This window comes from Crenobacter cavernae (assembly GCF_003355495.1).
Taxonomy (GTDB): domain Bacteria; phylum Pseudomonadota; class Gammaproteobacteria; order Burkholderiales; family Chromobacteriaceae; genus Crenobacter; species Crenobacter cavernae.
Genome location: NZ_CP031337.1, coordinates 1328500 through 1348457, shown reverse-complemented (window position 1 = coordinate 1348457; position 19958 = coordinate 1328500). Strand labels below are relative to the sequence as shown.

Here is a 19958-nt window from a genome sequence, read left to right as displayed (position 1 = left end):
CGACGCGAATTCGCGGCCCGCAAGGTTGGCCGAGCCCGATTCAAGCGTCGGCCGGGCTCGGCCAACCCTCGGCCCTAGTCGAAGCGACGGGTGAAGCGCGTCTCGGCCGACGAGTCCGCATTGCCTGCGCGCAGCACGACCGACCAGCTCTTCGAAAACTGGTAGGCGAACTTGACCGCCTGCTCGGCGCTCCTGATGCCGTATTCGTAGCCGACGAAGAGCTCGCGCGTCAGCTGCTTGCCGACCACCACGACCTGCTCGGCCGGGCTGACGCGGCCGCTGGCGTAGGTCTTCTCGCCGCGGCTGGTGACGCCGAGGTCGTCGAACAGGCCGATCTGTTCGTTGAGACTGCCGGCGAGGAAGGCGCCGGCGCTGGCCGCGAGCGAGGCGTCGTCGCCGCCGCCGGTGCTGGCGGCGCGGCCGAGCACCAGCCACGCGAGCTTGTCCTTTTCGCTCATCGGCTCGTCGGCGATCAGGCGCACGCTAGGCGACGACACCGTGCCGGTCACCTCGACGCCGGCGCCGACCGGCGAGAAGCGCCGCTTGGCGCGCACCGACAGGTTGGGGTTGTCGATCGGCCCGGCGAAGGTGATCACGCCGCGCTCGATGTCGAGGTCCTGGCCGTAGGCCTTGTAACGCCCCCTGACCACGCTGACCTGACCGAGCGCGGTCGGCGCCTCGCCCGGCTTGGCCGACAGCTTGACCACGCCGGTCAGCGTCACGTTCAGCCCCTGCCCGGAGAGCCGGAAGCGGTCGCCGAGGTCCAGTTCGAGCGCGAGCGTGATCGGCAGTTTCGGAGACCCCTCGCTCACGGGCAACTGCCGCCCCTTCACCACCACGTCGTCGGACAGCAGCGGCGCGCCCTCCTTGGGCAGGTCGATGCTGCCTCGGTCTGCGCGCAGCCGGCCGGTCAGTGTGATGCCCTGCGGCGTCAGCGCGATCTCGCTGACGCCGGACACCACCAGCCGCCGCTCGGGCGAATCGAGCAGCGTGAAGCTCTTGAACTCGACCGTGGCGTTCGCCTCGGTGCCGGCTTCGCGTGCGGCGAGCCGGCCCGCCGCCACCACCTCGCCGCGGCCGCCGGCGAAGCGCAGCCGCTCGAGCGTGAGCTCGCGGCCGTCAACCTGGGCGACGAGCTCGCCGTCGGACAGTTTCAGCCCGCTCTTACGGTCGGCGAAGGCCAGCCCGCTGCCGACGATGCGCCCGCGCCACTGCGGCGCGGCCGGCGTGCCGGACACCGTCAGGTCGGCGGCAGCCTGCCCGGCGAGTTCCAGCCCCGGCCCGGTCAGCGCCTTGAGGCGTGACAGGTCGCCCACCGCGAACTGCACGCGCCCCGTCATCGGCGCGGTCATCACCGGCAGGCCGCGCGGCGCGGACAGGCTCAGCTGGCCGGTCAAGAGCGCGAAGCGGCTCGTCAGGTTGAGGTCGAGCAGCGCCCGCCCGCCCGACAGCCGCAACACCGCCTCGCTCTTGGAGAGTTCGAGCGCCGCCTTGCGGCCATCGCGCCCCGGCACGACGACGTCGCCGGCCTGCCGCCGCACGGTGAGCTGACCGCGCGCGCGCTCGCCGAGCGCGAGGTCCCAGTCGGCGGCGAACACCAGGTTCTGCTCGACGGGCAGCTTCAGCCACGGTTCGAGCCTCGATAGCGCCAGCGCATCGAGCGCGCCTTTTGTCTTCAAGGTGCCGCCGGCGCGCCAGTCGAGCGCGTCGAGCCGCACCGTGCCGCCGGCGAGCGTGAAGCGCGTACTCGACACCGACACCGTGTCGGCGCTGGCGGCAAGCTTGACCGGGGCCAGCAACTGCAGGCCGATATCGCCGGCGAGCGCGAGCCGGTTCACGGTGCCGCGCCAGGCGAGCGCGTCGGGTGCGAGTCCGCCGTTGGCCGAGAGCAGCAGCGTGTGCGGCCGGCCACGCAGCTTCAACGCGCCGGAAGCCTCGATACGGTGCGCGCCGCGGTTGCCGTCTGCGTCGAGCCTGAGCGTATCGATCGCCTGCCCCGGCACCGCGACCTCGCTCGCCGCGAGCGCGATCTTGAAAGGCGTATTGCCGCCGACGCGCACGACGCCCTCGAAGTCGACCAGACTGGCCTTGATTCCACCGGGCGCGGCAAGGCCGTCGACGCGAAGCTTAGCGTCAAGCTGCGGCGACTTCGTGCTGCCCGATAGCCTGACGTCGCCTCGTGCCGAACCGGCAAAGCCCGGGCCGATGCGCGACAGCGCCGGCGCGTCGAGCTTGAGGTCGACGACGTCGCCGGGCGCGCCCCAGCGGCCGGAAGCGTCGAGCCGGTTCTCGGCGAGCGCGACGCGCGCGGCGAGCCGGGTCAGCCGTTCGCCGGCGAGCGCGGCGTCGATACGCGCGCTCAACGGCGAGCCCGACAGCCGGCTGTTCGCGATGTCGATGAGCGCGTTGACGGTCAGCGGCGCGGCGAGCCGGCCCGACGCGGACACCTTGCCGTTCAGGTCGCTCGAAGGCAGCCCCTTGGCGAGGCGCGCAAGGTCGGCATTCCGCAGCTGGCCGGCGAGTGTGTAGCGCTGTTCGCCGTCCAATCCCAGCTTGCCCGCGAGGGCCAGCCCGCCGCCACCGGCGCCGGTCCCCACGCGCAGCGACTCGATGTTGAGCGTGCGCGCGCCGCTCTTTTCGGTGGCGACCGACAGCCGGCCGTTCGCCGACAATGTCTTGCCGGCCACGTCGAGCGCGAGCGTCGGCGCGGCGGTGGTGCCGGCGAGCGTCAGCTTGCCGTTCAACTTGTCGTTTGGAGCCTTAGCGTGCAGCGCTGCGAGCCCGACCTCGGCCAACGTGGCGTCAAGCGCGATCGCGTCGCCCCGCACCGAGCCGGCGAGCTTGACGCGGCCCGCCAGGAGCTGCACCAGCGTGTCCTCGAGCGTGAACGCCTCGTCGTCGACCTTCAGGTGGCCTGCGATCAGGTCGAACGGCAGCGCGCCGTCGGAGAGCTTGCCGGGCGTGAGGTTGTTGACCGAGACGCCGCCTTCGAGCGCGTCGCCCTCGGTCGGGCGCAAGAGCACGGCGAGGTTGAGGCGCGCCGCCGGCCAGTCCTTGTTGAACGCGCGCGGGTTGACGCCGCCGATGCGCACGTCGAGCGCGCGCACCTTGTGGTAGGCGCGCGCCGCGAACGGCGCGAGAGAGCCGTCGATCTCGGCCAACAGGTTCTCGCCGGTCAGCGTGCCCTCGATGCGCGGCAGGAGAAGGCCGGACGACAGCTCGAACTGCGCGGCGAAGGCGCGCCCCTCTAGCGTGCCGTCGGCCTTGAGGCGGCCGGCCAGCTTGAACGGGCGCGCGTCGACCAACGAAAGCTCGGCCTCGGCACGGCCCCACGGGCTGCCGAGGCGCTTGACGTCGAGCCGGTGCTGGCCACCCTGGTAGCGGTAGCCGGCGACGAGGTCGAACAGCAGCGCCTCGCCTTTCTGGCTGAAACTCGCGAGCGTGACGGCGTCGAGCCGCACTTCGATCGGCAGCGACAGGCTGTCGGGCGCCTTCACGGGCGGCGTAGGCGGCGCTTCTTTCAACGGCGTGTAGCGCACGTGGCCGAGCGCGAGCTGCTTTATCCACAGCTCGCCCTGCCACAAGGCGCGCGGCTGCCAGGCGAACTTGAGCCTATCGAGCTCTACCTTTTCATATTCGCCCTGCCAAACGACGCCGGCGAGCTCGAAGCCGTCCCACAGCGTGCCGCGGCTCTGGGCGACCTTGAGCCGGCCGGCGGAGAGCGTGTCGAGGTGACGCGTCAGCGTCGAAAAGCCGCTCGCGCTCGCGGTCAGCCACGCCAGTAGCGCCAGCAACGCCGCGAGCACCGGGAAGCCGACGATGACCAGGGTACGCCAGACGCTGCGGCGCCTTCTCGGCGGCGTTGACGGCGGCGGTTCCTGAGGCGATTGCGGCCCGGACGGCGGCGTCGGCGCGGGCCGGTCGTCTTGCATCGTTTCCATCAGAACGCCAGCCCCAGGCCGATGTACCAGCGCAGCTTGCCGTCGCGCTCGCCGCGGGCGACGTCGAAGGCGAACGGCGCCACCGGGCTCGCCCAGCGCACGCCGACGCCGTAACCCTTAGCCAGGTCGAAGGTCTGCCAGTCCCGGGCGGCATCGCCGGCGTCGTAGAACAGCGCGCCCGACACGGTGCGCGTGATCGGGTACTGGTACTCGAGGCTGGCCACGCCGAGCACGCGACCGCCGTCGACCGAGCCTTTCGGGCCGGGCACGCCGAGGCTCTGGTAGTCGTAGCCGCGCACGGTGCTGGCGCCGCCGGTCCGGAACAGGCGCGACGACGGCACCCGGTTCGTATCGGACGCCCACACCTGGCCGAGCTCGGCCCGCGCGACGAAGGTGCCGAACTTGGGCTGGGGCGTCCAGTAGTAGGCGGCGCGCCCGTAGCCGCGCACGAAGGTGGTGTCGGACAAGGCGCCGCCCAGAGTGCCCGACAGCTGGCCCTCGAGCAGCGAGCCGTTGCGCGGGCGCTGCGCGTCGTCGAGCGCGCGCCGCGCCCAGCCGTAGGACAGCAGCACCGCGCGCACGTGGCCCTGGTCGATCCCGCCGAGCCGGCTTTGTTCACTCTCGAGCTCGAGGCCGATCCGCGCCTCGATATTGCCGCGCTGGCGGATGCGCCAGACGCCGGCGGTCAGCGCCTGGGTGTCTAGGCCCTGCACGTCGCTCACCTTGTATGAGAGGTTCGCGCTATGCGAATAGCCGTCGTGGTTGCGCGGAAAGCCGAGGCCGAACGACACCGTCTTCTCGTTCTGCTTGAGGTCGGCGAGGAAGGCGCCGGTCAGCGCGCGGTTGAAAATGTTGTAGTGGTCGTAGCCGACGCGCACGCCCGGTCCCTCGCTTTTCGAATAGAGGAGGCCGAGTTCGACCTTCTGGCGCGGGAACTCGGTCAGTGCGGCGCTCACCGGCACCCTGTCGTCCTTGATCGCGTCGAAGTCGGCGCTGACCACCGCGCCCGAGAAATGCGGGTCCTGCTCGAGCGCATTCTGGTAGTCGATGATCTTGGACAGCTTGTACGGGTCGCCTTCCTTGAAGTCGGCCAGGCCGAGCGCGATGCTCTGAGGATAGCGCTTGAGGCCGGTCACGGTCAGCGCGCCGAATGCGATGCGCGGCCCGCTGTCGTAGCGCACCGCAAGCTCGGCGCGGCCGGTGTCCGGGTCGACGTCGGCGCGGCTGTCGGCGAGCCTTGCCTTCGGGAAGCGGTCGGCGACCAGCAACCTGAGCACCGCCTTCTTGCCGCCCGTCCACTCGGCCTGGCGGAACGGCGCGTCGAGCGGCAAGGGCCACGCTTCGAGCGCGGCGGCGAGGCGCTGCTGGTAGTCGGGCTCCTGGCGGATCGGCCCGTCGAGCACGACGGTGAGGTCGGTGATCAGCACCGGGGAGCCTGCGTCGACGATCACCGCGTACGCGTGCGGCCCGTCCTCGCGCACGCTGACACGGGCCTTGAAGTAGCCCTCGGTCTCGAGCAGCGCGCGCGCCGCGTCGGGCGCGGCCTGCACCAGCGACGCCAGCAGCGCCTCGTCCATGTCCGGGTCATCGCGCCGGTTGATCAGTTCGAGGTGTTCGGAGAGCAGACTGGACAAGCCGGAGGGCGCGGCGACGCGCACCGTGTAGTCGAGCGCGCCGTGGGCGTATTGGGTGGCGACGAGGCCGGCGAGGGCCACGAGTCGCAGGTAACGGGTCGACAGCATGTTCCGGCGAAAGGGCTCAGACCCGGCCCATGGTAAAGAATCCTCGCGTCATGGGCAAAACCTGTGTGCGTGGTGATCGCGACAAACTGTTAACAAAGCTTGGCCGAGCCCAATTTGGAGGCTCGGCCAGGCTTATAAGTGCCAAACAACGGATAAAAAAACGGCGGGGAGAACCCCGCCGTCTGCTTCGAGTGCTTTTCGCGCCGCGCTTACTTCTTGCGCATCGGCGGCAAGTCGGTGCAGCTGCCGTGGGCGACTTCGGCGGCCATCCCGATCGATTCACCCAGCGTCGGGTGCGGGTGGATGGTCTTGCCGATGTCGGTCGCGTCGCAGCCCATCTCGATCGCGAGGCACACCTCGCCGATCATGTCGCCGGCGTGGGTGCCGACGATGCCGCCGCCGATCACCTGGTGCGTGTCGGCGTCGAAGATCAGCTTGGTGAAGCCCTCGTCGCGGCCGTTGGCGATCGCGCGGCCGCTGGCGGCCCACGGGAACACCGACTTCTCGATCTTGATGCCCTCGGCCTTGGCTTGCGCCTCGGTCACGCCGACCCAAGCCACTTCCGGATCGGTGTAGGCGACGCCCGGGATCACGCGTGCGTCGAAGTAGGCCTTCTCGCCGTGCGCGACTTCCGCGGCGACGTGCGCCTCGTGCACCGCCTTGTGCGCCAGCATCGGCTGGCCGACGATGTCGCCGATCGCGAAGATGTGCGGCACGTTGGTGCGCATCTGCTTGTCGACCGGGATGAAGCCGCGCTCAGACACGATCACGCCGGCGTTCTCGGCGCCGATGGTCTTGCCGTTCGGCGCGCGGCCGGCGGCGACCAGCACCAGGTCGTAACGGACCGGCTCTGCCGGCGCTTTTTCGCCCTCGAAGCTCACGTAGACGCCGTCTTCACGCGCTTCTACCGCGGTGGTCTTGGTGTTCAGGAAGATGTTGTCGAAGCGGTGTTCGTTCATCTTCTGCCAAACCTTGACGAGGTCGCGGTCCGGACCCTGCATCAGGCCGTCCATCATCTCGACGACGTCGAGACGCGCGCCGAGCGTCGAATACACGGTGCCCATCTCGAGGCCGATGATGCCGCCGCCGATGACCAGCATCTTCTTCGGCACGGACTTAAGTTCCAAAGCGCCGGTCGAGTCGACGATGCGCGGGTCTTCCGGGATGAACGGCAGCTTCACGACGCGGCTACCCGCGGCGATGATCGCCTTCTGGAACTTCACGACGACGCGTTCGTTCTTCAGCTCGGTGCCGCTACCGGTGGTCAGGTTGACCTCGATATGGTTCGGGTCGATGAAGGTGCCGATGCCGCGCACCACGTCGACCTTGCGCGCCTTCGCCATGCCGGCCAGGCCGGTGGTCAGCTTGCCGATCACCTTTTCCTTGTAGCCGCGCAGCTGGTCGATGTCGATTTCCGGCTTGCCGAACTTGATGCCGTTGGCTTCCAGGTGCGCGACTTCGTCGATCACCGCCGCGTTGTGCAGCAAGGCTTTGGACGGGATGCAACCGACGTTCAGGCACACGCCGCCCAGCGTCGAGTAGCGCTCGACGAGGATGGTCTTCATGCCGAGGTCGGCCGAGCGGAACGCGGCCGAGTAACCGCCAGGGCCGGCGCCGAGCACCAGCACTTCGCATTCGAAGTCGGCGCCGCCAGCGTGGCTGGCGGCTTTCGGGGCCGTTACAGCCTCAGGGGCCGGAGCGGCAGCTTTAGGCGCTTCGGCGGCGGCACCCGCGGCTTCGACCAGCGCGATCACGTCGCCTTCGCTGATCTTGCCGCCGACGGCGACCTTCAATTCCTTGATCACGCCGGCGTGGCTGGCCGGCACGTCCATCGTCGCCTTGTCGGTTTCGAGGGTAATCAGCGAGTCTTCGACGGCGACGGTGTCGCCGACCTTGACGAACACCTCGATCACGTCGACACCGCTGTGACCGCCGATGTCCGGCACTTTCAGTTCGATCAGTTGGCTCATGTTGTCTTTATTCCTGACGAGGCAGTGAGGGGCCGAACCCGCTCAGGCGGGCTCGGCCAACGTTGGCGGGGCGCTCGGCCCCGCCCCCGCCTCACAGAACGAGACGACGGATGTCCGCCAGCAGTTTGCCCAGATGGACGGTGAAGCGCGCGGCCGCGGCGCCGTCGATCACGCGGTGATCGAAGGACAGCGACAGCGGGCACATCAGGCGCGGCGCGAATTCCTTGCCGTTCCACACCGGCTTGATCTGCGATTTGCAGACGCCGAGGATGGCGACTTCCGGCGCGTTGATGATCGGCGTGAAGCTCGAACCGCCGATGCCGCCCAAGCTGGAGATGGTGAAGGTCGCGCCCTGCATGTCGGTCGGCTTCAGCTTGCCGTCGCGGGCCAGCTTGGACAGGTCAGTCAGCTCCTGGGCGATCTGCTTCAGACCCTTCTGGTCGGCGTTCTTGATCACCGGGACCACCAGGCCGTTCGGCGTGTCGGCGGCGAAACCGATGTTGTAGTACTGCTTCAACACCAGGTTGTCGCCGTCGAGCGACGAATTGAACGCCGGGAACGCCTTCAGCGCTTCGGCGGCGGCCTTGATGATGAAGGCCAGCGGGCTGATCTTCAGGCCCGACTTTTCCCATTCGCGGCCGATGTCCTTGCGGAACGCTTCCAGCTCGGTGATATCGCACTCGTCGTTGAACGTGACGTGCGGGATCACCACCCAGTTGCGGTGCAGGTTCGCGCCCGACAGCTTCTGGATGCGGGAGAGAGGCTTGGTCTCGACCGGACCGAACTTGGCGAAGTCGACCTTCGGCCACGGCAACAGGTCGAGCCCCGCGCCGCCGGCAGACGCGGCGGCCACGCCCGGCACGACGCCGGTGATCTCGCCCGACAGCACGCCCTTCACGAACGCCTTCACGTCGGTGTCGACCACGCGGCCCTTGCGGCCGGAGCCCTTGACCTGGCCGAGGTTCACGCCCAGTTCGCGCGCCAGACGGCGCACCGACGGACCGGCGTGCGCCTTGACGAAGCCGGCTTCGTCGGTCGTGGCGACCGGGGCGGCGGCGACCGGAGCCGGAGCGGCAGCGATGGCCGGAGCCGGCGCGGCTTTCGGCGCCTCGGCGGCAACCGGGGCGGCCGCGGCGGCGCCTTCCAGCACCACGATCAGGTCGCCCTGGCCGACCTTGTCGCCGACCTTGACCTTGACGTCCAGCACACGGCCGGCGGCGGTCGACGGCACTTCCATCGTCGCCTTGTCGGTTTCCAGCGTGATCAGCGAGTCTTCCAGCGCGACGATATCGCCCACTTTTACGGAAACTTCGATCACGTCGACGCCGGCGTGGCCGCCGATGTCCGGCACGGTCACTTCGATGCGGCCGGTAGCGGCCGGAGCCGCTGCAGGGGCAGCAGCCGGTGCGGCTTTCGGCGCTTCGGCGGCAGGGGCCGGTGCGGCGGCAGCCGCGGCACCGGCGATCTCGACGCGCGCGATCACGGCGCCTTCGGACACCTTGTCGCCGACCTTGATCAAGAGGTCCTTGACGATGCCGGCGACTTCGGCCGGCACTTCCATGGTCGCCTTGTCGGTTTCCAGGGTGATGAGGGAGTCGTCCACGGACACGGTCGCGCCCGGCTGGATGAATACCTCGATGACGTCGACGCTCTCGTGGCCGCCGATGTCCGGTACTTTGAGTTCGATGATCTGGCTCATTGTGTTTCCTCGCACGAAGCGGGGAGCTTGGCTCCCCGCTTCGGTCAGCTCACTTGATTAGGCTTTCCAGGACGGCACTTTGTCCGCGTTGATACCGTACTTGGCGATCGCTTCGGCCACTTTGGCGGCCGGGATCTTGCCTTCGTCGGCCAGCGCCTTCAGCGCGGCGACGGCGACGTAGTAGCGGTTCACTTCGAAGAACTCGCGCAGCTTCTGGCGGGAATCCGAGCGGCCGAAACCGTCGGTGCCCAGCACCACGTAGCGGCCCGGCACGTATTCACGCACCTGGTCGGCGTAGTTGCGCATGTAGTCGGTGGCGACGATGGTCGGGCCTTCGAAACCTTCGAGCACTTCGGTGACGAACGGCGTCTTGGCCGCTTCGGTCGGGTGCAGCAGGTTCCAGCGGGTGGCTTCCATGCCGTCGCGGCGCAGCTGGTTGAACGAGGTCGCGCTGAAGATGTCGGAAGCGACGCCGAAGTCGGCGGCCAACAGGTCGGCCGCGGCGATGACTTCGTTGAAGATCGTGCCCGAGCCCATCAGCTTGACGCGCAGCGCGCCTTCGCCGACCGACTTGAGCTTGTACAGACCCTTGATGATGCCGGCTTCCGCCCCTTCCGGCATCGCCGGGTGGGTGTAGTTCTCGTTCATCACGGTCAGGTAGTAGAACACGTCTTCCTGCTCGACATACATGCGACGCATGCCGTCCTGCACCACCACGGCGACTTCGTAGGCGAAGGTCGGGTCGTAAGAGATGCAGTTCGGGATCAGGCCGGCCTGGATGTGGCTGTGGCCGTCTTCGTGCTGCAGGCCTTCGCCGTTCAGCGTGGTACGGCCGGCGGTGCCGCCCAAGAGGAAGCCGCGCGCACGCAGGTCGCCGGCCGCCCAGGCCAGGTCGCCGATACGCTGGAAGCCGAACATCGAGTAGTAGATGTAGAACGGGATCATCGGGATGCCGTGGTTGGCATACGACGTCGCCGCGGCGATCCACGAGGACATCGCGCCCGGCTCGTTGATGCCTTCTTGCAGCACCTGGCCGTCGGTCGATTCCTTGTAGAACATCAGCTGGTCGTGGTCCTGCGGCACGTAGTTCTGGCCGACGTGGCTCCAGATGCCGAGCTGACGGAACATGCCTTCCATGCCGAAGGTGCGCGATTCGTCAGGCACGATAGGCACGATCTGCTTGCCGATCTGCTTGTCCTTCACCAGCGTGTTCAGCATCCGGACGAAGGCCATCGTGGTCGAGAACTCGCGCTCGCCCGAATCTTTCAAGAGCGCGTCGAAGGCGGACAGCGCCGGGATCGCCATCGGGGCGGTCACCGGTTTACGCGTCGGCAGGTAGCCGCCGAGCGCCTTGCGGCGTGCGTGCAGGTACTGCATTTCCGCGCTGTCGTCGGCCGGCTTGTAGAACGGCACTTTTTCGACTTGTTCGTCGGTCAGCGGGATGCCGTAGCGGTCACGGAAGTGCTTGATGTCTTCCATGTCCATTTTTTTCTGCTGGTGCGAGGTGTTCTGCGCCTCGCCCGAGCCGCCCATGCCTTCGCCCTTCACCGTCTTGGCGAGGATCACGGTCGGTTTGCCGTTGGCGTTGTGCGTCGCTTCGTGGTAGGCCGCGTACACCTTGCGCGGGTCGTGGCCGCCGCGGTTCAGCGCCCAGACTTCGTCGTCGGTCAGGTCTGCGACCAGCTCCAAGAGTTCCGGGTACTTGCCGAAGAACTTCTCGCGCACGTAGGCGCCGTCTTTCGACTTGAAGGTCTGGTAGTCGCCGTCGACGCATTCCATCATGCGTTTCTTCAACAGGCCGGTCTTATCCTTGGCGAGCAGCGCGTCCCACTTGGAGCCCCACACCACCTTGGTCACATTCCAGCCGGCGCCTTTGAACTCGCCTTCCAGCTCCTGGATGATCTTGCCGTTGCCGCGCACCGGGCCGTCCAGGCGCTGCAGGTTGCAGTTGATCACGAACACCAGGTTGTCGAGGCCTTCGCGGGCGGCAACGCCCATCGCGCCGCGCGATTCCGGCTCGTCCATCTCGCCGTCGCCGCAGAACACCCAGACCTTGCGGCCGGCGGTCTTCGCCAGGCCACGGTCTTCTAGGTACTTCATGAAGCGTGCCTGGTAGATCGCCATCAGCGGACCCAGGCCCATCGACACGGTCGGGAACTGCCAGAAGTCCGGCATCAGCCACGGGTGCGGGTACGAAGACAGGCCCTTGCCATCGACTTCCTGGCGGAAGTTGATCATCTGATCTTCGGAGAGACGGCCTTCGAGGAAGGCGCGTGAGTAGATGCCCGGTGCCGAGTGGCCCTGCACGAAGACGAGGTCGCCGCCGTGGTCGGCGGTCGGCGCGTTCCAGAAGTGGTTGAAGCCGATTTCGTACAGCGTCGAGGCCGACTGGAACGAGGCGATGTGGCCGCCCAAACCCATGTCGTTGCCCTTGTTGGCACGCACGACGGTGGCCAACGCATTCCAGCGCACGAGATTGCGCAGGCGCTCTTCGACGGCCGGGTCGCCGGCCAGCGGGGCCTGACGGTCGACCGACACGGTGTTCACGTACGGCGTGGTCGAACCCATGTCGACGTCGGCGCCGCCGCGTCGCGCGTTCTCGACCAGTTGTTCGAGCAGGTAGTGGGCACGCTCGGCGCCATCGTTCTCGAGCACCGACGCCAATGCGTCGAGCCACTCACGGGTTTCCAACGGATCGATATCGTTAGGAAAGATTGCAGCCATCTCTCATCCTCACAGGAGTTCGCGGAAGACCGGGGTACGGGTTCCGTCTTGTGTTTTCAGCCGACTCGCTTACGAAGCGGCAGAGTCCTCGGCGGATTATATGCGAACACTTCCGCAAACGAAATTTTCATTTTCGAACAGCCGCATAAGCCGATTGCAGTGTAAGTCGGACGAAAATCGGAAAGGAATCCCTTTTTAAAGTTTTCACTCAAAAAGACGAAAGATGACGTTGTTGTTGCGCTGCAATATGTTGTTTTTTTGCGATTTGCCCGCCTGAACACGCGGTCTCGCGCTGAAACGCACGTTTGTGCCAGACAGAACGGAAACGGCTTCCGGCGGACGAAAAAAGACGGCGTGTTCGAAATGGGTGCGAAAACGAACACGCGCAGGTGGGGTGGTCGGATATCCGAACAAAACGGTCGCGAATGCGCCCGCAAGGCGGGCGGCAGGCGCGTTCAGCGGGCCGGGTGACCCTTTTCGGCGGGGGCGAAGCCCTCGAAAGAGCGACTTTTTCCGCGCTTGCCGGCGTCTTCCCTGAGGATTTTTTCCAATTCGCGCATCCGCGCCTCGATCGACGAGCGCAGGTAGAAGTCGTCGCCGGGCGCCTTGTTCGCCAGCTGGAACTGCTCCATGGCCGCGCCGTAGCGCATCTCGAAGTAGAACGCGTTGCCGAGCGCGGCGTGATAGCGCAGCCGGTCCTGGTCGGCGTACAGGCGTGCCTCGAGCCGATAGAGTTCCGCATCGGCGTTACGTTTGTTCAATGCCTCGTGCAAACGTTCGGCAGCCGCGTCGCGCTCGCCCGCATCGAGCAGGAAATCGATCTCGGCCAAGGCCAGCGCGCGGTTGTTCGGGTAGGCAGCGCGACCGGCGCGATAGGCGGCGCGCGCGGCGGCCTTGTCGCCGGCCTCGCGCGCGATCGCCGCGTCGAGCGCGAACAGCATCGGGTGGCCGGGCAGCCTCGATTTGGCCTCGCTCAGCGCGTTGCGCGCCTCGGAAGGCCTGCGCTGCGCGAGCCGCGCGGTCGCCAGACCGAACCAGGTCGCCCCCTCGTTGAGAAATTGCCGGTTCTTGAGCGCGCTTTGTTCGAAGCGCGCCGCCTCGTCGGCGCCCTGCACCGACACGCGCAGTTTCTCGCGCGCCAACAGATAGTCGACGCTGTCGGCGCGCATCTTGAGCGGCAGGCCGAGCGAGCGGTTCTGCGCTTCGCTGATCCGTTCTACCGTCACCGGGTGGGTGCGCAGGAAGGCGTAGGCGTTGTTGTCGTTGTGCCGGTTGACCTGCTGCATGCGCTCGAAAAAGCTCGGCATCGCGCGCACGTCGAAGCCGGCGCTGGCGAGGTATTGCATGCCGAGGCGGTCGGACTCGCGTTCGAAGTCGCGGCTGTACGACAGCTGGTTCTGGATCGACAGGCCGATGCCGGCATTGAGCACGCCTATCGTCGCCTCGCCGTTGCCGCTCTTGGCGGCCAAGGCACCGGCGAGGATGGCGGCGAGTACCATCAGCTGGTTCGGCGCGCTCGCCGCCTTCATGCGCGCCATGTGGCGCTGGGCGACGTGTGCGATCTCGTGCGCGAGAACCGACGCGAGTTCGGCCTCGCTCTGCGAGCTCAGGATCAGCCCGCTGTTGACGCCGATATAGCCGCCCGGCAGCGCGAACGCGTTGATCGAGCGGTCGTCGACGACGAAGAAGCTGTAGTTGATGCCGGCCGTCGCCGCCGGCTGCGCGAGGCGGCCGCCCAGCTCGTTCAGGTAGCTCGTCAGCTCGGCGTCGTCGGCGATCTCGCCGGCGCCGCGCATCGCGCGCACCACGCCGCGGCCGATGCGCGCCTCGTCGGCGGCGGTGAACGAGCCGTCCGACACCTCGCCGAGGTCGGGCAAATCATAGGTACTCATCGCCGACAACGCCGGCAGCGGCGCGACGGCGAGGCCGAGCGCGCCGACGAGGGCCGTGACGGCAAAAAGGGAGGACAGCGGTTTCATGCAGCCTATGATAGGCGCAAGAGCGCTCCCCTTGCAGCGCGGCGTGTACGCTTTTTCAGATCGCGTAGTCGGACAGCGTGCCGGCCGTCTGCCACGCGCGCTGGTTGGACAGGAACAGCCGCCCGTCGAAGCCTTCGAGCGCGCCGGCGCGCGCAAGCACGTCGTGCACCGGCCCCTTGACCTCGGTCAGCCACAGCGCGACGCCGCGCGCACCGAGCATCGCGTCGAAACGCAACAGCCAGTCGACAGTGCTCGCGTCGATACGGTTCACGCCGCTCATCGCCAGCACCAGGCGCCGCGTGCCCGGCAGCTCGGCCAACCTCTGCCACAGGTCGGCGTCGACGCGGCGCAGATTGCCGAAGTAGAGGTTGTCGTCGACGCGCAGGAACAGATGCCCGGGCAGCCGCTCGGCGTGCGGGTAGCGCGCGACGTTGCGGAAATGCTCGCTGCCCGGCAGCCGGCCGAGTTCCGCCAGGTGCGGCCGGCCGCTCTTGGCGAGCCAGGCGCCGAGCGACAACAGCACGCCGGCGACGACGCCGCTGTCGACGCCGACGAACAGCGACAAGGCGAAGGTCGCGACGAAGGCGACGCCGTCGGCGCGGTCGGCGCGCCACGCGCGCGCCAGCGGCGAGAAGTCGACCATGCCGGCGACCGGCACCACGATCACCGCGGCGAGCACCGACAGCGGCAAGGTCGCGAGCGAATCGGCGGCGAACACCAGCCACAAGGCGGTGACGAGCGCGGTGACGAGCGACGCGAGCTGGCTCGTCGCGCCGGCCTCGGCGTTGACGACCGAGCGCGACAGCCCGCCGGTGACCGGCATCCCGCCGAAGGCGCCGGCGGCGACGTTGGCGAAGCCCAGCGACACCATCTCGCGCGCCGGGTCTGCCGTCTCGCCGCGACGCGCCGCCAGCCACTGCGCGACCGACAGGCCCTGTACCAGGTTGATCATCGCGATGAAGAAGGCCGGCAGCAGCAGCCTGTCGGCGTCGTAGGCGGAAAAATGCGGCAGTGACAGCGCCGGCAAGCCGGCGGCGACCGGGCCGAGCAGCGGCTGGGCGGCGAACCACGACGAGGCCGACGCGGCGAGCGCCGCGGCAGCCACCGCCCAAACCGGAGCGGTGCGCGCGACGAGCTCGGCCAACCTTGCGTCCATCCCCAGCCTCGCCAGTACGGCGGACAGATAGCGCTTCGCCCACAGCAGCCACAAGAGTGTGGCAAACCCCGCGAGCAGCGCCGGTGCCTTCGCCTCGGGCAGGGTGCGAGCGAGCGAGGCTGAAATTTCTATCAGACTCGCGCCGCCCGCCTTCACGCCGACCAGAGATCCCAACTGCGCCGACACGATCAGCACCGCCGACGCGGCGGTGAACGCCGCGAGCACCGGCCGCGACAGGAAGTCGGCAAGGAAACCGGCGCGCGCCAGGCCGAGCGCGAGCAGCATCGCGCCCGACATCAGCGCCAGCAGCGCGGCCAGCGCGACGTAATCGGCGCTGCCCGGCGCCGCAAGACGTGTGAGCGTCGCCGCGGTCAACAAAGACGTCAGCGCCATCGGGCCTACCGACTGCTCGCGGCTCGGCCCGATCCACGCATAGACGATCAACGGCGGCAGGCTTGCGTACAGGCCGACCTCGGCCGGCAGCCCGGCGAGCAAGGCGTAGGCCAGCCCCTGCGGCACCAAGAGCAGCGCGACCACGAAGCCGGCGGCAAGGTCGGTCGGCAGGTTTTCGCGCCGACAGGCGGCCAGCCCCGCGCCGACGCCCGTCATCGCTTCGTTACCCTGAAGACCGCCATGCCGGACAGCATCGCCGCGACGAAAACCAGCGCACCGCCGGCGAGCGAGGCCAGCGGCGTGAACGCTTGTGTGTCCAGGCTCATCGTCCGCCCTCATCCTTGCCCGGCGCGCAGTAGAGCGCGTACAGCGCCGACAGCATCGCGAGCGCCTCGGCGCTGGCGATGCTGTAATAGATCCACTTGCCGTCGCGACGCGTCGCGACCAGGCCCTCGCCCCGCAGCACGCCCAACTGCTGCGACAGCGTCGGCTGGCGCACGCCGGTCAGCGCCTCCAGTTCCGACACCGACTTCTCGCCGGCCATCAGCTGGCACAGCAGCAGCAAGCGGTCGGCGTTGGCGAGGCTTTTCAGCAGCGCGGCGGCGCTTTCGGCGTGCCCGCGCAGGTCGTCCAGTTCCATCGGCTGTCCTTCGGTCGGCTCGGCCAACCTTTCGTTCTATCTGAAAACATTATATTTACTAATATATTGTATATCAATATTTTGATGAAAACCGTTCAAGCGCGAGGCCGCCATGTCCGTACAGATCGACCCCTTCTTCGACACCGTCACCGGCACCATCAGCTACCTCGTCTACGACCGCGCCGGCGGCCACGCGGCGATCGTCGACCCGGTGCTCGACTACGAGCCGACGGCCGGCCGCACCGGCCACACGCACGCCGAGCGCATCGTCCGGCGCGTGCACGAACGGGGGCTTTCCGTCGACTGGCTGCTCGAGACGCACGTCCACGCCGACCACCTGTCGGGCGCCGCCTGGCTGCAATCCCGGCTCGGCGGCCTGATCGGCATCGGCCGCCACGTCGAGGCCGTGCAGCGCCACTTCAAGCCGCTGTTCGGCCTCGGCGACGACTTCGCCGCCGACGGCTCGCCGTTCGACCTGCAACTCGACGACGGCGACACGCTGCCGCTCGGCCAACTCTCCATAGAAGTGCTGTACCTGCCCGGCCACACCGCGGCCGACGTCGGCTATAAGGTCGGCGACGCGGTGTTCGTCGGCGACACGCTGTTCATGCCCGATATCGGCAGCGCGCGCTGCGACTTCCCCGGCGGCGACGCGGCCCGGTTGTTCCGTTCGGTGCAGCGCCTGTACGCGCTGCCGCCCGACACGCGGCTCTACGCGTGCCACGACTACCCGCACGATGGCCGCGAACCGGCGTGGGAGACGACCGTGGCCGAACAGCGCGCGGGCAATATCCACCTGCGAGACGGCGTCGACGAAGCCGCCTTCGTCGCGCTGCGCACCGAGCGCGACGCCACGCTCGCGATGCCGGTGCTGATCCTGCCGGCGATCCAGGTCAACATCCGCGCCGGCCGCCTGCCCGACGCCGACGAGAACGGCACGCGCTACCTGAAGATCCCGCTCGATGCGCTGTGATCCCGCAGTCGGCTTCCCATACCGGACATCCGGACGCAATCTGGAATAAACTGTTGTTCATGTTCAACTTCCGGCCGTGCGACACTGCCGCACGGCCCCCCATGAATGGACCCTTCCCCTAGTTCCTTGCCACCGGCACCCGCCTTCCTGGTGCACGAACGCGGCGTACCGGCCTTCGGCATGTACCAGGGCGTGGTCGGCAGCCTGTCCTGGTCGCCGCTCAAGGCGCCGCCGTTCAAACGGCTGACCCGCCGCCTGCACCACAAACGCTGGCAGTACGTGGCCTTCGCGCACGAGCACTTCTTCGTCGCGGCCGCCGTCGTCGACGTCGGCTGGACCGGCGCCGCCTTCGCCTATGTGTTCGACCGCGGCGAACGCCGCATCGTCGCCGAGTTCTCGGCGACCGGCCTGCCCGGCCGCCGCTCCCGCATCGAAGACCGCGCGTTCGGCGACGCCACCTTCCGCGCCGGCAAGCGCTGCGTCGCGTTCCGCCGCGCCGATTCGCGGCTCGAGGTGACGGTCAACGCCCCCGAACTCAAGCTCGCCGCCCACGTCGACCTGTCCGAACCCGGCCCGATACTGGCCGCGATCGCGCCGGCCAACTGGCTCGCGCACGCGACGCACAAGAGCGGCGCGCTGCCGGCTGCCGGCTTTGTCGACGTCGCCGGCGCCCATCTTTCGCTCGACGGCGCCGTCGCCAGCCTCGACGCGTCCAACGGCCTGTTGGCGCGCGACACGCGCTGGCGCTGGGCGAGCGCGCACACACCCGGCCTCGGCTTCAACCTGCAGGCGGGCTTCATGGGCAGCGCCGAGAACGCGCTGTGGCTCGACGGCGAGCTGTTCAGGTTGGCCGAGGCCAGCTTCGACTTCGACGAGGCCGCGCCGCTCGCGCCGTGGCGCATCCGCACCGCCGACGGCCTGGTCGACCTGGAGTTCCGCCCCGAAGGCGCGCGCAGCGACTACCGCCGCCACGTCATCGCCGAAAGCCGCTACCTGCAGCCGATCGGCACCTTCCACGGCACGGTCACCCACCCGGTCAGCGGCGAGGTGCGCCGCGTAGCAAATCTCGTCGGCGTCACCGAGGACCACGCGTCCAAATGGTAGGCGCTCCCCTCGCCGTCGGCGTGTTCGGTGGCACCTTCGACCCGATCCACGCCGGCCACCTGCGCCTCGCGCGCGCGCTGCGCGACGAGTTGCGGCTATCCGAAGTCAGGCTGATCCCGGCCGGCGACCCCTACCATCGCGACCGCGCGCCCGAAGCGAACGCCGAACAGCGGCTCGCGATGGCGCGCCTCGCGATCGAAGGCGAGACCGGGCTCGTCGTCGACGACCGCGAAGTCCGCCAGGGTCGGCCGAGCTATACGGTAGAAACGCTGGCAAGCTTGCGCGCCGAACTCGGACCCGACACGCCGATCCACTGCCTGATCGGCGGCGACTCGCTCGCCACGCTCGACACCTGGCGCCGCTGGCGCGAGATCTTCGCGCTCGCCCACGTCGCCGTCGCGCTGCGTCCCGGCTTCGATCCGGCCGGGCTGCCCGAGGCGGTGGCCGCCGAGTGGCGCGCGCGCCAAGTGACTGATTTTCCAAATCGAACGCCCTCGGGTACAATCCGCGCCTTGACTTTGCCGCCGATGAATATCTCGGCCACCGAATTGCGCGCCCGGCTCGGCCGCGGCGAGGCGGTCGACGGCCTGATCGATCCCGCGGTGCTCGCCTATATCAAAGCCGAGCGCCTGTACGGCGGGGCGACGACCGCGCGGCCTACTTGAAGGAAGAACAGATGTATATGGAAGCTCCCGAGATCGCCAAGCTGGCGATCGAAGCCCTCGAAGACGTCAAGGGCAAAGACATTCTCGAACTCGACACCAGCACGCTGACCCAGCTGTTCCAGCGCATGGTCGTCTGCACCGGCGACTCCAACCGCCAGGTGAAGGCGCTCGCCAACAGCGTGCACGTTAAGCTGAAGGAAGCCGGCGTCGACATCGTCGGCACCGAAGGCCAGGAAAGCGGCGAATGGGTGCTGGTCGACGCCGGCGACGTCGTCGTCCACGTGATGCTGCCCGCGGTGCGCGACTACTACGACATCGAAGCGCTGTGGGGCGGCGAGAAGCCGTCCTTCCTGCCGGCCGGCGGCCGTCCGTGGCAGGCGCTGTAAGCGCACGCCATTGCTGACGGCCGGGCGCGAGCCCGGCCCCCGCACTTCACAAGGTTGGCCGAGCTCGGCCAACCTTGTTGTCTTTTGGGAAGCCCGACGATGAAAATGACGATCCTCGCGGTCGGCACCAAGATGCCGCGCTGGGTGGACGAGGCGTTCACCGACTACGCGAAGCGCTTCGGTCGCGACATCACGCTGGAGCTGAAGGAAATCAAGCCAGAGAAACGCGGCGGCGGCGTCACCGCCGAGAAAGGCATCGCCGCCGAACACGCGCGCCTGATCGCCGCCCTGCCGCCGCGCGCGCGGCTCGTCGTCCTCGACGAGCGCGGCAAGAACTGGACGTCGATGCAACTGGCGACTGGGCTGAAGGACTGGCTGGCCGACGGCCAGGACATCGCCTTCGTGATCGGCGGCGCCGACGGCTTGTCTGCCGAGCTGAAGCAGCGCGCCGACCTGCTGTTGCAGCTGTCGGCGATGACGCTGCCGCACGGCATGGTGCGCGTGATGCTGGCCGAGCAGCTGTACCGCGCCGTGTCCATCCTCAACAACCATCCCTACCACCGCGAGTGAGGGCGCGCCGGCGCGC

The 19958-nt window shown here is 68.3% G+C and carries 13 protein-coding genes; 5 read left to right on the top strand and 8 right to left on the bottom strand.

What is annotated here, in order from left to right:
• Nucleotides 1-74 precede the first annotated feature (74 nt).
• The 8 genes from DWG20_RS06505 to DWG20_RS06470 all read right to left on the bottom strand — a co-directional run bounded on the left by DWG20_RS06505 (nt 75) and on the right by DWG20_RS06470 (nt 16244).
• Nucleotides 75-3941 carry a translocation/assembly module TamB domain-containing protein gene (locus tag DWG20_RS06505; protein WP_115433044.1) on the bottom strand — a complete coding sequence of 1289 codons (3867 nt, stop codon included), beginning with the start codon at nt 3939-3941 and terminating at the stop codon, nt 75-77.
• The gene (locus tag DWG20_RS06500) at nt 3941-5683 is read right to left on the bottom strand and encodes an autotransporter assembly complex protein TamA (protein WP_115433043.1); all 1743 of its coding nucleotides are present in this window, start codon (nt 5681-5683) and stop codon (nt 3941-3943) included. The genes DWG20_RS06505 and DWG20_RS06500 overlap by 1 nt, the downstream gene beginning before the upstream one ends.
• A gap of 209 nt (nt 5684-5892) precedes the next feature.
• Nucleotides 5893-7653 carry a dihydrolipoyl dehydrogenase gene (gene lpdA / locus DWG20_RS06495; protein ID WP_115433042.1) on the bottom strand — a complete coding sequence of 587 codons (1761 nt, stop codon included), beginning with the start codon at nt 7651-7653 and terminating at the stop codon, nt 5893-5895.
• Nucleotides 7654-7744: 91 nt separating this feature from the next.
• Entirely contained in the window at nt 7745-9352 is a 1608-nt protein-coding gene (aceF, locus tag DWG20_RS06490) for a dihydrolipoyllysine-residue acetyltransferase (protein ID WP_115433041.1), read from the bottom strand.
• A gap of 57 nt (nt 9353-9409) precedes the next feature.
• Entirely contained in the window at nt 9410-12076 is a 2667-nt protein-coding gene (gene aceE, locus DWG20_RS06485) for a pyruvate dehydrogenase (acetyl-transferring), homodimeric type (RefSeq protein ID WP_115433040.1), read from the bottom strand.
• 455 nt (nt 12077-12531) lie between these two features.
• Entirely contained in the window at nt 12532-14055 is a 1524-nt protein-coding gene (locus DWG20_RS06480) for a beta-barrel assembly-enhancing protease (RefSeq protein ID WP_245944788.1), read from the bottom strand.
• A gap of 55 nt (nt 14056-14110) precedes the next feature.
• Nucleotides 14111-15820, bottom strand: coding sequence for a SulP family inorganic anion transporter (locus DWG20_RS06475; RefSeq protein ID WP_115433039.1), 1710 nt, complete (start codon nt 15818-15820; stop codon nt 14111-14113).
• A 106-nt stretch (nt 15821-15926) separates the two neighbouring features.
• A complete protein-coding gene (locus tag DWG20_RS06470; RefSeq protein ID WP_115433038.1) occupies nt 15927-16244 on the bottom strand; it encodes an ArsR/SmtB family transcription factor in 318 nt (105 codons plus the stop codon).
• Between the two features lie 112 nt (nt 16245-16356).
• Here DWG20_RS06470 and DWG20_RS06465 point away from each other — a divergent pair, with 112 nt between their 5' ends.
• From DWG20_RS06465 to rlmH, 5 genes are all read left to right on the top strand, one after another.
• A complete protein-coding gene (locus DWG20_RS06465) occupies nt 16357-17217 on the top strand; it encodes an MBL fold metallo-hydrolase (protein ID WP_115433037.1) in 861 nt (286 codons plus the stop codon).
• 105 nt (nt 17218-17322) lie between these two features.
• Nucleotides 17323-18321: a DUF2804 domain-containing protein gene (locus tag DWG20_RS06460; protein ID WP_115433036.1), complete on the top strand. Its 999-nt coding sequence runs from the start codon at nt 17323-17325 to the stop codon at nt 18319-18321.
• Nucleotides 18315-18986 (top strand): nicotinate-nucleotide adenylyltransferase, encoded by a 672-nt coding sequence (nadD, locus tag DWG20_RS06455; protein ID WP_115433035.1) that lies wholly within the window; start codon nt 18315-18317, stop codon nt 18984-18986. Before DWG20_RS06460 ends, nadD begins: the two co-directional genes overlap by 7 nt.
• A gap of 17 nt (nt 18987-19003) precedes the next feature.
• Nucleotides 19004-19372, top strand: a complete 369-nt coding sequence (gene rsfS, locus DWG20_RS06450; protein ID WP_115434749.1) for a ribosome silencing factor — start codon at nt 19004-19006, stop codon at nt 19370-19372.
• Nucleotides 19373-19471: 99 nt separating this feature from the next.
• A complete protein-coding gene (rlmH, locus tag DWG20_RS06445; protein ID WP_115433034.1) occupies nt 19472-19942 on the top strand; it encodes a 23S rRNA (pseudouridine(1915)-N(3))-methyltransferase RlmH in 471 nt (156 codons plus the stop codon).
• Nucleotides 19943-19958 lie beyond the last annotated feature (16 nt).